Origin of the sequence: Streptomyces sp. WAC 06738 (genome assembly GCF_003945505.1) — a bacterium.
GTDB lineage: Bacteria > Actinomycetota > Actinomycetes > Streptomycetales > Streptomycetaceae > Streptomyces.
In genome coordinates this window covers 1,768,272-1,781,609 of sequence record NZ_CP029618.1, presented here as the reverse complement: position 1 = coordinate 1,781,609, position 13,338 = coordinate 1,768,272, and the positions used below count along the sequence as shown (strand labels likewise).

At 73.5% G+C, this 13,338-nt stretch carries 12 protein-coding genes; 5 read left to right on the top strand and 7 right to left on the bottom strand.

The features are described from left to right. Window positions 1-296 precede the first annotated feature (296 nt). On the bottom strand, window positions 297-1,454 hold the full coding sequence (locus DMB38_RS07435) for an alkaline phosphatase PhoX (protein ID WP_164715934.1): 1,158 nt from the start codon (window positions 1,452-1,454) through the stop codon (window positions 297-299). 181 nt (window positions 1,455-1,635) lie between these two features. Between DMB38_RS07435 and DMB38_RS07430 the strand changes: the two genes are divergently transcribed. Continuing rightward, complete coding sequence (locus DMB38_RS07430) at window positions 1,636-3,387, top strand: NAD+ synthase (protein ID WP_125934481.1); 1,752 nt, start codon at window positions 1,636-1,638, stop codon at window positions 3,385-3,387. A 549-nt stretch (window positions 3,388-3,936) separates the two neighbouring features. Next, window positions 3,937-4,248 (top strand): MerR family transcriptional regulator, encoded by a 312-nt coding sequence (locus DMB38_RS07425; protein WP_125934480.1) that lies wholly within the window; start codon window positions 3,937-3,939, stop codon window positions 4,246-4,248. Window positions 4,249-4,370: 122 nt separating this feature from the next. Here DMB38_RS07425 and DMB38_RS07420 read toward each other — a convergent pair whose 3' ends face one another. The 3 genes from DMB38_RS07420 to DMB38_RS07410 all read right to left on the bottom strand — a co-directional run bounded on the left by DMB38_RS07420 (window position 4,371) and on the right by DMB38_RS07410 (window position 7,845). Then, window positions 4,371-5,408, bottom strand: coding sequence for an endonuclease/exonuclease/phosphatase family protein (locus tag DMB38_RS07420; RefSeq protein WP_125934479.1), 1,038 nt, complete (start codon window positions 5,406-5,408; stop codon window positions 4,371-4,373). Window positions 5,409-5,533: 125 nt separating this feature from the next. Further along, complete coding sequence (locus DMB38_RS07415; protein ID WP_125934478.1) at window positions 5,534-6,250, bottom strand: TetR/AcrR family transcriptional regulator; 717 nt, start codon at window positions 6,248-6,250, stop codon at window positions 5,534-5,536. A 29-nt stretch (window positions 6,251-6,279) separates the two neighbouring features. Continuing rightward, window positions 6,280-7,845 carry an MFS transporter gene (locus DMB38_RS07410; protein ID WP_125934477.1) on the bottom strand — a complete coding sequence of 522 codons (1,566 nt, stop codon included), beginning with the start codon at window positions 7,843-7,845 and terminating at the stop codon, window positions 6,280-6,282. A gap of 228 nt (window positions 7,846-8,073) precedes the next feature. Here DMB38_RS07410 and panB point away from each other — a divergent pair, with 228 nt between their 5' ends. Further along, complete coding sequence (gene panB / locus DMB38_RS07405; protein WP_125934476.1) at window positions 8,074-8,955, top strand: 3-methyl-2-oxobutanoate hydroxymethyltransferase; 882 nt, start codon at window positions 8,074-8,076, stop codon at window positions 8,953-8,955. Between the two features lie 186 nt (window positions 8,956-9,141). Then, window positions 9,142-9,465: a hypothetical protein gene (locus DMB38_RS07400; RefSeq protein ID WP_125934475.1), complete on the top strand. Its 324-nt coding sequence runs from the start codon at window positions 9,142-9,144 to the stop codon at window positions 9,463-9,465. Window positions 9,466-9,477: 12 nt separating this feature from the next. On the opposite strand, the gene DMB38_RS07395 is transcribed toward DMB38_RS07400, so the two are convergent. From DMB38_RS07395 to DMB38_RS07385, 3 genes are all read right to left on the bottom strand, one after another. Next, the gene (locus DMB38_RS07395; protein ID WP_125934474.1) at window positions 9,478-9,717 is read right to left on the bottom strand and encodes a hypothetical protein; all 240 of its coding nucleotides are present in this window, start codon (window positions 9,715-9,717) and stop codon (window positions 9,478-9,480) included. Window positions 9,718-9,869: 152 nt separating this feature from the next. Then, a complete protein-coding gene (npdG, locus tag DMB38_RS07390; protein ID WP_125934473.1) occupies window positions 9,870-10,574 on the bottom strand; it encodes an NADPH-dependent F420 reductase in 705 nt (234 codons plus the stop codon). Window positions 10,575-10,614: 40 nt separating this feature from the next. Then, entirely contained in the window at window positions 10,615-12,663 is a 2,049-nt protein-coding gene (locus tag DMB38_RS07385; protein WP_125934472.1) for a hypothetical protein, read from the bottom strand. A 240-nt stretch (window positions 12,664-12,903) separates the two neighbouring features. On the opposite strand from DMB38_RS07385, the gene DMB38_RS07380 reads away from it, so the two are divergent. Next, window positions 12,904-13,317: an HIT family protein gene (locus DMB38_RS07380; protein WP_125934471.1), complete on the top strand. Its 414-nt coding sequence runs from the start codon at window positions 12,904-12,906 to the stop codon at window positions 13,315-13,317. The last annotated feature ends 21 nt before the right edge of the window (window positions 13,318-13,338 follow it).

Sequence of the window (13,338 nt, the reverse complement as noted above, 5' to 3'; positions counted from 1 at the left end):
CCCCGACCGGGGGCTGCGCCCGCTCCCCCCCGCTGCCGCGGGGCGCGGTCCCACCGGGCCGTGCCCAGGGCGCGCTTCGCCGTGGGTGGCGGGAACTGCGGCCGTACCTGGTCGTCTTGCCCCGCTCCAGACCCTCTTCGGTCACGGCCTCCGGTGCCCCGCCGGGATGCGCCTCACCACGCCCCTGCCCCTGCCCCTGCCCCTGCCCAGAGCCTCTTCGGGCTTCGTCCCCGCCGTCCCCGGGCTGTGCCCGGCCAAGCCCCGGCCGAGCCTCCGGTGCTCCTCCCCAAAGCCCGCTACGCCCGGAACGGGCCCCTCACCTCGTACGTCACGCCGTCCGTGCCTGCCGCGAAGCCGCTTTCGCCCCTCTGGGACGAGAAGTACAGCCGCGACCCGTCCGGGGAGAACGCCGGGCCCGTGATCTCCGACTCCGGGTGGCCGTCGATGCGGACCACCGGGGCCACCGTGCCCGCGGGGGTGATGATGTTGATCTCCATGTTGCCGCCGTCCTCCGCGACGTACAGGTCGCCGCCCGCCCGGCCCGTGATGTTGTCGACCGTGCCCAGCGGCTCGTCCGCGTCGTAGACCACCGCGAGGGCGTTCGCGCCCGCGTCGTAGGCCCAGACGCGGTTGTCGCCCTTCGTGGTGAAGTAGCAGACCCCCGCCTGCGGCGAGTAGTAGCAGCCCTCGCCGCCGTCGAAGTGCAGCGCCTCGTCGACCTGTGCCCGGGTCTGCTCCCAGGGCCACGGCGCGTCCGGGTCCGGGACCTCCCGCCACTCCACCGCCCCGCCGCCCGCGTCGCACAGGACGTCGAGGCGGCCGGACGACAGCGCGCCCCACGCTCCCCAGGACGCCGGCGTGAAGCGGTAGAAGCAGCCGTCGTCCTCGTCCTCCGTGAGGTAGACGACCCGGCGGTCCGTGTCGCACGCCGCCGCCTCGTGCTTGAAGCGGCCCATCGCGCCGTACGAGGACGCCGAGCGGTTGCCGTACGGGTCCGTCTCGTACACCTTGCCGCGGTACGTCTCCTCGCACGACAGCCACGTGTTCCACGGCGTCGCCCCGCCCGCGCAGTTGAGGTTCGTGCCGTCCAGGATGCGGCGGGCCGCCGTCACCGTCCCGTCCGGGCCGAAGCGGAGCGCGGAGACGCCGCCGATCAGCGGGAGTTCGGAGTTGGAGACGTAGATCCAGCCGTCGCCGTCGGGGAAGCACGCCCCGCCGTCCGGCGCGCCGTGCCACGTGATGCCGCCGACCGCCCGCGTGGAGCGGGCGACGACGCGGCCCGTGAAGCCCTGCGGCAGCGCGAGTCCGTTGGCGTCGGGGGCCAGCAGCGGGCCGTACGGGCTGTCCGCCGCGGCGGCCGCCGCCGGGGTCGCGGCGGCGTGCCAGAGGCCGCCGGTGACGGCGACGGCGCCGGTGCCTGCGGTCACTGCGCGGAGAAACGAGCGGCGCTCCATGGGGGGTCCTCCCGGTCCGGGTTCTGCGGCTGCGTACGGGCGAAGGGGTGCCCGCGTCACGATGCCGACCGGGCCGGGAGCGGTGAACTGGTCCGGGTCACAAATCTGGGCGAACATTCTGTGACGCAGGCCGCCCGGTTCCCGGCGCGGCATTGCGTCAGACAGACGATAAAATGGGTCCGTGCCTCAATTTCGCCTCGCGCTGAATCAGATCGACGCCACCGTCGGCGACCTCGCCGGCAACGCCGACGCCGTCGTCCACTGGACCCGGCACGCGGCCGACCGCGGCGCGCACTTCGTGGCCTTCCCCGAGATGGTCCTCACCGGCTATCCCGTCGAGGACCTGGCCCTGCGCTCCTCCTTCGTCGAGGCGTCCTGCGCCGCGCTGCGCGCGCTCGCCGGGCGGCTGGCCGCCGAGGGGCTGGGCGAGACGCCCGTGCTCGTCGGCTACCTCGACCGCAGCGGCGAGCGCCACCGCTACGGGCAGCCCGCGGGCTCTCCCAAGGACGCGGCAGCCGTGCTCCACCGCGGCGAGGTCGTCCTCTCCTTCGCCAAGCACCACCTGCCCAACTACGGCGTCTTCGACGAGTTCCGCTACTTCGTCCCCGGCGACACCATGCCCGTCGTGCGCGTCGCCGGCGTGGACGTCGCGCTGGCCATCTGCGAGGACCTGTGGCAGGACGGCGGCCGGGTGCCCTCCGCGCGGATCGCCGGCGCCGGCCTCCTCGTCACCGTCAACGCCTCGCCGTACGAGCTGAACAAGGACGACACCCGCCTCGACCTGGTCCGCAAGCGGGCCCAGGAGGCGGGCTGCACGACGGCGTACGTCGCGATGACCGGCGGCCAGGACGAGCTGGTCTACGACGGCGACTCGATCGTCGTCGACGCGCGCGGCGAGGTCGTCGCGCGCGCCGCGCAGTTCACCGAGGAGTGCCTGCTGGTCGACCTCGACCTGCCCGCCGCGGCGGCGCGGCCGCCGGCCGGGATCGCCGACGACGGACTGCGCATCGAGCACGTGACGCTGTCGGCGGAGCCCGTCGCGCCGTACCCCCGCCGGTACCCGGGGGTCGTCGCCGACCGCCTCTCCGACGAGGAGGAGATGTACACCGCGCTGGTCACGGGGCTGCGCGCGTACGTCGAGAAGAACGGCTTCGGCTCCGTCCTCGTCGGCCTCTCCGGCGGCATCGACTCCTCCCTCGTCGCCGCCGTCGCCTGCGACGCGCTCGGCCCGGACCAGGTGTACGGGATCTCCATGCCGTCGCGGTACTCCTCCCAGCACTCCCGCGACGACGCCGCGGAACTCGCCCGCCGCACCGGGCTGCACCTGCGCAGCGTCCCCATCGGCCCGATGTTCGACGCCTACATGGAGTCCCTGGGGCTGGCCGGACTGGCCGAGGAGAACCTGCAGTCCCGGCTGCGCGGCACGCTGCTGATGGCCGTCTCCAACCAGGAGGGCCCGCTCGTCCTGGCCCCCGGCAACAAGAGCGAGCTGGCCGTGGGCTACTCGACGCTCTACGGCGACTCGGTCGGCGCGTACGGCCCGATCAAGGACGTCTACAAGTCGGTCGTCTTCCGGCTCGCGAAGTGGCGCAACGCGGCCGCCGCCGAGCGCAACGAGATCCCGCCGATCCCGGAGAACTCCATCTCCAAGCCGCCCAGCGCCGAACTCCGCCCCGACCAGCTCGACACCGACTCGCTGCCGGACTACGACGTGCTCGACGCGATCCTGGAGCTGTACGTCGACCGCGACCACGGCAGCGCGCAGATCGTCGCCCGCGGGTACGACCCGGAGCTGGTGGAGCGGGTGTTGCGGATGGTCGACACGGCGGAGTACAAGCGCCGGCAGTACCCGCCGGGCACGAAGATCTCCCCGAAGGGCTTCGGCAAGGACCGGCGGCTGCCGATCACCAACCGCTGGCGGGAACGGGTCTAGCCGGTCAGCCGGTCCACCGGGCGCCCGCGCGACGCGGCCCCGCCCGCTCCACGTCAGCGGTCACGGGGCGGTGGTCGGTTATCTGCGCGTCCAGGACGCGAAAACCTCTCCTCGCTGGAGTAGACATTGGGCGTCGGTGTGGGTATGGTTTCTCTTGTAGTCAGAGATCAATGAGGTCTGGCAGAGATGAACTGCCGGCCAGCAGTAAGCGGCCCGCCATGGCCAAGGGCCGTCGTAGTACAGAAGTGCAGTTCGCAGGACCAGCAGTAAGTAAGTGATCCCAGAGGAAAGAAACGGAGGAGCCAGGCACCATCAGGATCGCCCGGGCGCATGTCTGGGCCCGGGTACCGCAGGACATCGATAGTGAGGTGGTCTCCGGTCAAGCAACCGCGATCCCCGCGCTCCCGGCAGCGTGCTGCCCGGGCCCGCGGAAAGAGAAAGCCGGCGCCCTGTGAGGGCCGGCAGATGGTGTAGCAGTTCCTTCGGGGCCCTGGTGCCATTCGGCACCAGGGCCCCTCGACGCATTCCATGTAGTCACCAAGAGGTTTGATGACAGCAGATGATTCGTTCGGCCGTCTCGACGACGACGACTACCCCGCCTACACCATGGGGCGGGCCGCCGAGATACTCGGCACCACTCCGGGCTTCCTCCGAGCCCTCGGCGAGCACCGCCTGATCACCCCGCTGCGGTCCAAGGGCGGCCACCGCCGCTACTCCCGCTACCAACTGCGCATCGCCGCCCGCGCGCGCGAACTCGTCGACCAGGGCACCCCCATCGAGGCTGCCTGCCGGATCGTGATCCTGGAAGACCAACTCGAAGAAGCCCAGCGCATCAATGCCGAACGCGATCGCACCGACTGAACGGCACCTCCCACCCGCAGTCCGGGCAGCCGGAAGCCGGCGTGCTCAGGAGCCTGCGGGGCATGTTCACGGGCCCGGCGGGTTCCGCGACCCGCCGGGCCGGCGGGCGGGCGCCCGCCGCGTCACAGGTCCACCGAGGCGCGTACCGGGCGGTGGTCGCTGCCCGTCTCGCCGAGCACGTCGGAGCTGACCGGCTGCACGCCGCGCAGCAGGATCTGGTCGATCCGCGCCATCGGGAAGTCCGCAGGCCAACTGAAGCCGAAGCCGCTTCCCGCCGCGCCCTGCGCGGAGCGCAACTGCGAGGTGACGTTCGCCAGCGCGCTGTCGTTCATCGTGCCGTTGAGGTCGCCGAGGAGCAGCACGCGGTCGATCGGCTCGTTCTTGATGGCCTCGCCGAGCGCGTCGGCGCTCGCGTCGCGCTGGTTGGCCGTGAACCCGGCGTCGAGCTTCACCCGCACGGACGGCAGGTGGGCGGTGTAGACCGCGAGCCGGCCCCCGTCGGTGGTGACGGTGGTGCGCAGGGCGCGGGTCCAGCCCATGTGGATGTCCACGGGCCGGGTGTCCGACAGCGGGTACTTGCTCCACACCCCGACCGTGCCCTCCACCTCGTGGTACGGGTACGCCTCCGCCAGGCCGTCCTCGTACGCGGACCTGTTGTCCTGCGTGACCTCCTGGAGGGCGAGCACGTCGGCCCCGGACTCGACCAGCTTGCGCGCGGTGCCCGCGGCGTCGGTGTTCTCCTCGGCGACGTTGTGGCTGACGACGGTGACGTCGCCGCCGCCCCCGGACTTGTCGGTGAGCAGCCCGCCGAAGAGGTTGAACCAGACGAACACCGGCAGCACCAGCGCGCACATCGCGGTCAGCGACCGCCGCCACAGCGCGCACACCAGCAGCACCGGGACGGCGAGGCCGAACCACGGCAGGAACGTCTCGACCAGACTGCCCAGGCTGCCGACCCGGTTGGGGATCGCCGCGTGCCCCATCATCACGATGCCGTCGAGCAGCGCGAGCGCGGCGACCACCAGGCCACGCCGCCAGGTGCCGGGGCCCAGGCCCTCGCGGAGCCTGCGGCGCCAGTACACCGCGCGCGACTCCGCGGGGGCGGCCGCCTGCGTGTTGCCCGTGCTGCGCCCGGTCTCCGCCATGTCCACGTGCGTCATGCGCTGTTCCTCACGTCACTGCACTCGCCGGTCTGCCCCCGTTACCCCTTACCTGACGAACGGACCGGCGCCGCGAGTTGCGGACGGGGCGTGCCGGAAGGTCACCGTAGCGAAACCGGGACATTTCATCGGTCAGGTGAACGGGCCCCGTCCAGCAGGGCGTCGACGATCCGCGCGGCGGGCCCCGCGGGCGGCGGCTCTCCCGGGTAGAGCACGGCGCGGGCCAGCACGGGGCCGGTGAACAGGTCGGTCAGCAGCTCCGGGTCGAGGTCGGCGCGGAGTTCGCCGCTCGCGACGCCGCGGCGCAGCACCTCGCGCACCGCGGCCCTGCGGGGCGCGAGGACCGTCTCGCGGTAGCGCCGGGCGAGCGCGGGGTGGGCGCCGGCCTCGGTGAGGGCGAGGTGGAGCAGGGCGGCGGAGCGGCGGTCGAGCGCCTGGGCGCGGAGGAAGTCCACGAGCGCGACGAGGTCGTCGCGTACGGACCTGCCGCGCGGGCGCGGCGGCGGCCCCTCCACCGCGGCGAGCACGTCGGCCAGCAGCTCGTCCTTGCCGGGCCAGCGGCGGTAGATCGTGGCCTTGCCGACGCCCGCGGTGCGGGCGATGCGCTCGACGGAGAGCCCGTCGGGCGAGACGCCCTCGTCGGCCAGGCGCAGCACGGCGTCGGCGATGGCGCGTTCGACGGTCCGGCTGCGCGGCCGGCCGCGCCGCGGCCCGGGCGGTCCCGGCGGCCTGCCGGTCTCGGAGGCGGGCGCCCCGTCGCGTACGCCGCTACGCGCGCGGTCCCCGTACGGCGCGTCCTGCCGCCGCCCGTGCACTTCGCCGTGCCGCTCCGTGAGAGCCACCGTGCCGTCCGCCTGCCCTTCGTCCGCCGCTACTTCCGGGTGGAAGGCTCATTCTCCCCGGTCCGTACCGGCCCCTGCGTCCCCCGGTCCTTCGCGGGCATGAACGCCGCGGCCACCACGGCGCCCAGGACCGCCGCGCCCGCCGCCGCCATCGACGTCACGTGCATCGCGTCGATGAACGCGGTGTTGGCCTCGGAGATCAGCTTCTTCCCGGCCGCGCCGGCCTTCTGCGCGAAGGTGCGGGTGGCCTCGATGGACTCGCCCGCCGCGCTCGGCGCCCCCGCGGGCAGGGTCACCTTGCCGCGGTAGACGGACGACAGCAGCGAGCCGAGCACGGCGACCCCGAGGGCGCCGCCGACCTGCCGGAAGGTGTTGTTGACCGAGGATCCCGCGCCGGCCTTCTCGCGCGGCAGCGACTGCATGATCGCGGTGGTGGCCGGCGGCATGACGTGCGCCATCGCGGTGCCCATGACGAAGAACAGCACCTCCAGGATCCACAGCGGCGACGTCTCGTCCAGCAGCAGGAAGCCGGCGAAGGCGACGGCGACGCCGAGCATGGCCACCGTGCACACCGCCCGGGCACCGAACCGGTCGACCACGAGCCGGGACCGCGGCGCGAAGATCAACTGGGCGATGGCCAGCGGCAGCAGGAGCAGCCCGGAGTCCAGCGGCGAGAGGCCGCGCACGCTCTGGATGTAGAAGACCATGAAGAACGTCACGCCCATGAGCGCGAAGAACACCAGGCCGATGACGGCGACCGAGGCCGAGAAGCGCGGGTTGCGGAACCACCGGATGTCGAGCGCGGGGTGCCGGCTGCGGCGCTCGTACCAGACGAAGAGGCCGATGACGACCGCGCCGGCGAGGATCGCGCCCCAGACCTCCGGGGCGCCGAAGTCGGCGCGCTGGCCGCCCCGGACCACGCCGTAGACGATCAGCACCAGGCCGGCGATGGACAGCAGCACGCCGGTGGGGTCGAGCCGGCCGGGGTTCGGGTCCTTGGAGTCGGGGACCAGCAGCACCATGCCGATCAGCGCGATGCTGATGATCGGCACGTTGACCAGGAAGACCGAGCCCCACCAGAAGTGCTCCAGCAGCAGCCCGCCGGTGATCGGCCCGATGGCGATGGCCAGGCCCACGGCCCCGGCCCAGATGCCGATGGCCCGGGGCTGCTCGTCGCGCTCGAAGACGTTCACGATGATGGCGAGCGTGGCGGGCAGGACGAACGCGCCGCCCAGCCCCATCAGGGTGCGGAAGGCGATCAGCTCGGCCGGGCTGCTGGAGAACGCGGCGAGCACCGAGCCCACCCCGAAGACGACCAGGCCAGCCAGCAGCACCCGCTTGCGCCCCAGCCGGTCGCCCAGGACGCCCGCGGTGAAGAGCAGGCCCGCGAAGGCCAGGGTGTACGCGTCGATCGCCCACTCCAGCTCGCTCTGGCTGGCGCCGAGGCCGGTGGGGGCGGGGGTGGCGATCGTCTTCATCGCGACGTTGAGGATGGAGTTGTCGAGGACGACGATGAGCAGGCTGAAGATGAGGACGCCGAGGATGAACCAGCGGCGGCGGTGGACGGCCGGGGGGATCTGGTGCGCGGTGTCCATGAAATCCACGCTAGCCTGCATTCCGAGACGGCGCCGTTCCGTAACGCCAAGCCCTCGCAAAGGCGCGGTCACGGAGGAAAGCGCAGGTCACAGGTTCGACATGCGGGGGCGTGCGACCTTGCGCACAGGTGGCGGGGCCGGGGTGTCGTTCGCCGTCGCGGCGTGCCAGCATGGAAGTGGTCCGGGGACGCCGTAAGGGCGCCTCGAGATGACGAAGGAGCGTTTGCGATGACGCACGTTTCGCATGCCCGCAAGACGCCCGGCGGGGCCGATTCCGCCCCGGCGCTGTACGGCGGGGACGGGGGCAACCGCGGCCGCCGGGTGACGATCCGGGACCTGGCCGCCGCCAAGCGGCGCGGCGAGAAGTGGCCCATGCTGACCGCGTACGACTCGACCACCGCCGGCATCTTCGACGAGGCCGGCATCCCCGTGCTGCTGGTCGGCGACTCCATGGGCAACGTCCACCTCGGCTACGACACGACCGTGCCGGTGACGCTGGACGAGATGACGATGCTCTCCGCCGCCGTGGTCCGCGGCACCCGGCGCGCCCTGGTCGTCGGCGACCTGCCCTTCGGCTCGTACCAGGAAGGCCCGGTCCAGGCACTCCGCTCGGCGACGCGGCTGGTCAAGGACGCCGGCGTGGGCGCGGTGAAGCTGGAGGGCGGCGAGCGGTCGCTGCGCCAGACGGAGCTGCTGGTGGAGTCCGGCATCCCCGTGATGTCCCACCTCGGGCTCACCCCGCAGTCCGTCAACGCCATGGGCTACCGCGTCCAGGGCCGCTCCGACGAGGACGCCCACCGGCTGGTGCGGGACGCGAAGGCGGCGCAGGAGGCGGGTGCGTTCGCGGTGGTACTGGAGCTGGTGCCGGCGGAGGTGGCCGCCGAGGTGACGCGCTCGCTGGAGATCCCGACGATCGGCATCGGCGCGGGCATCGACACCGACGCGCAGGTGCTCGTCTGGACGGACATGGCGGGGTTGACCGGCGGCAAGCTTCCGCGCTTCGTCAAGCAGTACGCGGACCTGCGGCAGAGCCTCGGCGACGCGGCCAGGGCCTTCGCCGAGGACGTCGGCTCGGCGGCGTTCCCGGCCGAGGAGCACACCTTCCACTGAGCCCGCGGGGGCGGCGGGCACTCCCGGCGCGGAGGATGCGCCGATGCGGTGATCTTATTAACTGCATGCGGGTGCCCGCCGTCGTGCCGACACGGCACCGGGCGGGGCCGCGCGGACGCTGACGGAAAGAAACCCCCGTCGGCGGTCCCTGCCGGCCCCGCCGGCCCGTGGAGAGGAACCCCGCCCATGCCCCCCGGACAATCCGGTCGCCGCCTGCTGCTCACCGGCCTCGCCGCGCCGCTGCTCTGGGCGGCCGTCACCGCCCCCGCCGAGGCGGTGTCCCTGCCCGCCGCGCCGCGGGCCGCCGCCTCCGTCCCCGTACAGGAAGACGCGCCGCACACCACGGGCGACGGCAAGAACCCCGGCCGCGCACCCGCGATGGGCTCGCCGGGCGCCCCGGCCGTCCGCGGCGACGACGCCTGGCCCGCGATCACCGCAAGCGGCGTCTTCGCCGTCTCGCTCGGCGCGGCCGTGTACTTCTTCGGCTGGGGCCGCCGCCGCACGGCCTGACCCGGCGCGGGCCTAGTGCGCCGGGCCCTCGTTCCGGTCCCGGGCGCGGGTCAGCCGTGCGCGGCGTACGTAGAACCACGTCATGTTCGACGAGAGCCCGGCCAGCAGCACCCAGATGGCCCCGATCCAGTAGCCCTTCGCGAACGACACCACGGCCGCGGCCACCGACAGCACGCACACGACGGCGGTGAAGACGGCGAGCCGGTCGGCCTGCGCGAGCAACGACGGGGTCTTGCGGGGCTCGGACGGCATGGGGGCGGGCTCCTCGGGGGTATGGCGTGCGGGTCCATTGTGCCCCCACGCCCTGCCCGCCCCGCACCGCCCCCGGGCGTCGCTCCGGTCGCCTCCCGGCCGGCCGTCGGGGCACCTGCCGACCGTCCGTCAGGACGCCTCGCGGCCGCCCCTCAGACGTCGGTCAGCCGCACCCCGGCGTGCGCGCGGTAGCGGCGGTTGACCGAGATCAGGTTGGCCACCATCGCCTCGACCTGGTGCGCGTTGCGCAGCCGGCCCGCGTACACGCCGCGCATCCCCGGGATCAGCCCGGCCAGCGCCTGCACGGTGTCCGTGTCCTCCCGGGACTCGCCCAGCACCATCACGTCCGTCTCGATCCGCTCCACCTCCGGGTCCTGGAGCAGCACCGCCGACAGGTGGTGGAACGCCGCCGCCACGCGCGACTCCGGCAGCAGCGCCGCCGCCTGCTCGGCCGCGCTGCCCTCGGCGGGCCGGATCGGGTACGCGCCCTTCTTGTCGAACCCCAGCGGGTTCACACAGTCCACGACGAGCTTGCCCGCGAGTTCCGCGCGGAGCGACGTCACCGTCGCCTCGTGCCCCTCCCACGGCACCGCGACGATCACCACGTCGCTGCGGCGCGCGCACTCCGCGTTGTCCGCGCCCTCGACGCCGTTGCCCAGCTCGGCCGCCGCCGCCTCGGCCCGCTCCGCCTTCCGGGAGCCGACGACGACCCGCTGCCCGGCCCGCGCCAGCCGGTAGGCCAGCCCGCGGCCCTGGTCGCCGGTGCCGCCCAGGACGCCGACGACCAGGCCGGAGACGTCGGGCAGCGCCCACGGGTCCTTGCGGGCGGGCGGGGTGTTCTGCTCACTCGAAGTCATGCGCCGATCGTACGGTGATCACCCGCGCACCGGCAGCGGCTCACCCCGCGGGGGCGGCCGTGCAGGGCGCGTCGCCGCAGACGTCCACGATCCTGCCGGTGTTGAGGAACTCGGCCATCTGCCGCTGCGCCGCGGGCTCGTCGCGCGGGTCGGAGTGCGGGTCCCGGCCCTCGCCGGGCGGGGTGTTCGTCAGCGGCTGGTACGGGCTGCCGCTGTCCCAGACCAGCATCCCGGAACCGGCGTACGGGTAGCGCAGGTGGCGCAGCCCCCAGTACGGCTCCTCATCGGGGCTGCGCCCCTCGGCCACGGTGGGGGCGTGGATCCGGGCGCCGACCGTACGGGCCTGGACCTCCGCTGCGGTGGGGGAGACCTGGTGGTCCCCGTACGCGACGTGCATCAGCACCTGGTGGCGCGGCGTGCGCGGCAGCGGGTCCGACGTCATGTGCTGGGCGTAGCCGTTGGCCTCGCCGCGGTCCCAGACCATTTGCATGAGCGCGAAGCCGAGTTGCTGCCGCAGCTTGTCGGGGTACGCCCCGTCCAGGATCTGCTGGAACGGCGCGAAGTCGACGCTGCGGTTGAGGAGCGTGCTGTAGTTCATCCCCGGCACGCCGAGCACGGAGCGTGTGCTGTCCTGCGCCACGGCGGTGTAGATGCCGCCCATGATGCCGCCCTGGCTGTGGCCGGCGTAGCCGAGCCCGGCCCGGACGTCGATCGCGCTCGCGCCGCCCGCGCCGCGGAAGGCGTCGTCCGCGGCGAGGCCGTCCGCGTGCCGCATGAGGCGGCCGAGCCAGAGGGTGTTGAGCACGCCCTGCTGGAGCCGGTCGGCGACCGCGGGGAAGCGGCTGAGGTCCTGCAGCGTGCTCGCGACGAACGGGATGTCCTCGTCGGCCATGCCCTGCCACTTCGTGGCGCACATGACGAAGTTGCCGCGGACCGCCAGCTCGCGCTGCGTACGGGAGCCGACCTGCGTCTCGTTGCCGAGGAGCCCGTGGCCGTAGAGGACGGGCCGCGCGGCCCTGCCGCGCTCGCCGGGGCCGCCGAGGGCGGCGCGCGGTATCTCGCACTGGAACGGCACCACCTGGTTGTTGCCCGGCAGCCGGGCGGGCAGCGCGTCCTTGCCGCCGCCGGCGCGGTGGAAGCCGGATCCCGGCGGGCCGCCGGGGGCGTCGAGGTAGCTGGGGACGTTGTAGACGCCGCGGACCGTGCGGGCCACGGGGTCGTCCGCGGGGTGGTCCTTCACCTCGTACACCAGATGCTCCGGTACGCCCTTGCCGAGGCCGGCGAAGGCGTCGTCGCGGATGTGCAGCAGCCGCTCGCTCAGGCTGCGTTCGCTGGCGACGGTGAAGTCCCAGGCCAGGTAGAGCCCGCGGGAGGTGACGCCGGCGCGGGCGAGGTCGCGCCGGACCTGGCGGTGGTCGCGCTGGCGCTCGTAGAGCGGGTCGCCCTCGCGCAGCGCGGGTCCGTCGACGCGGCGGAAGGCGTCGGGCGCGGGGAGGGTGCGGCCCCCGGCGTCCTTGAGCCGGCGCAGGGCGACGACGTAGCGGTGGCCCTCCGCGAGGTTGCGCGCGGGGCGGACGATGAGGGCCCGGCGGGCGGGGTCCGTGGCGTTGGCGTCCAGCTCCGCCCAGTACGGGTGGCGCTCGCCGGTGTCGGCGTCGAGGAGCACGATCGGCGCGTCGCGGTCGAGGGAGGCGCCGATGTCGGTGAGCGGCGCGGCGCGGGTCTCGCCGAGGTCGACGCCGGGCACGTGGGCGAGGATCATCGAGCCGGGCGAGAAGCCGTCACCGCGGTTCCACTCGGCGGGGTCGATGCGGGTGCCGGCGGCGTTGGCGGGCATGGCGGAGGGCTCGAACGCGATCCGGCGGCCGGTGTCCGTGCGGGGGTCCCGCTCGGTGTACCAGTCGTTGGGGAACGGCAGCAGGCACTCCGCGGGGCCGATGGGGTCGCACCCGGCGCGGTCGCCGCCGCGGGGCTGCTCGGCCCGTACCGACCGCGGGGACTCCGCGCCCTGCCCGGCGAGGGCGGTGGGGGCGAGCAGGCCCAGCGCGAGCGCCGCGACGGTGGTCAGGACCGTGAGCCGAGCGCGCACCGGGGCCTCCAGCGGGTGGTTACCGAACAGTTAACCGAGGTACTTAGTCAGGGCCGCTGGTGCTGTCAATGGCCGGGGCTTCAGCGATTACGCACGTGGTTCTCACCCAATCCTCAGACCGGAAGGGGACATTGGGAGTCATGAACGCGCTTGTACCCGTCTGCCCGAACTGCGGCCGCGTCCGCTGCATCTGCCCGCCGTGCGCCCTGCGAGTCCCCACGACCGGTGTTGACTGGAGAGGTGAACTGCACCTTCTGCGCCATCGCGAGCGGTGAACTCCCGAGCCACCGGGTCTTCGCGGACGAGGTGGCGGTCGGCTTCCTCGACGCCCGGCCGCTCTTCCCCGGACACGTCCTGGTGATCCCGCGCCACCACGTGGAGACCCTCACCGACCTGCCGGAGCCCGAGGTCGGCCCGTTCTTCGTCCGGGTCCGGCGGCTCACCGGCGCCGTGGAGCGCGGCACGGCGGCGGCGGGGTCGTTCGTCGCCATGAACAACCGGGTCAGCCAGTCCGTGCCGCACCTGCACGTCCACGTCGTACCGCGCAACCGCAAGGACGGCCTGCGGGGCTTCTTCTGGCCCCGTACGCGCTACCGGGACGAGGAACACGCCGTCGAGACGGCCCGGCTGATCCGGGCGGCGCTCGACGGCTGAACCGCCGGGCGCCGCGGGCCC

Excerpts from the sequence above, each read along its gene's own strand:
- panB (WP_125934476.1), top strand. The coding sequence starts at position 8,074 with ATGACGCACGTTTCGCATGCCCGCAAGACGCCCGGCGGGGCCGATTCC.
- DMB38_RS07425 (WP_125934480.1), top strand. The coding sequence starts at position 3,937 with ATGACAGCAGATGATTCGTTCGGCCGTCTCGACGACGACGACTACCCC.
- DMB38_RS07400 (WP_125934475.1), top strand. The coding sequence starts at position 9,142 with ATGCCCCCCGGACAATCCGGTCGCCGCCTGCTGCTCACCGGCCTCGCC.
- npdG (WP_125934473.1), bottom strand. The coding sequence starts at position 10,574 with ATGACTTCGAGTGAGCAGAACACCCCGCCCGCCCGCAAGGACCCGTGG.
- DMB38_RS07395 (WP_125934474.1), bottom strand. The coding sequence starts at position 9,717 with ATGCCGTCCGAGCCCCGCAAGACCCCGTCGTTGCTCGCGCAGGCCGAC.
- DMB38_RS07420 (WP_125934479.1), bottom strand. The coding sequence starts at position 5,408 with ATGACGCACGTGGACATGGCGGAGACCGGGCGCAGCACGGGCAACACG.
- DMB38_RS07410 (WP_125934477.1), bottom strand. The coding sequence starts at position 7,845 with ATGGACACCGCGCACCAGATCCCCCCGGCCGTCCACCGCCGCCGCTGG.
- DMB38_RS07435 (WP_164715934.1), bottom strand. The coding sequence starts at position 1,454 with ATGGAGCGCCGCTCGTTTCTCCGCGCAGTGACCGCAGGCACCGGCGCC.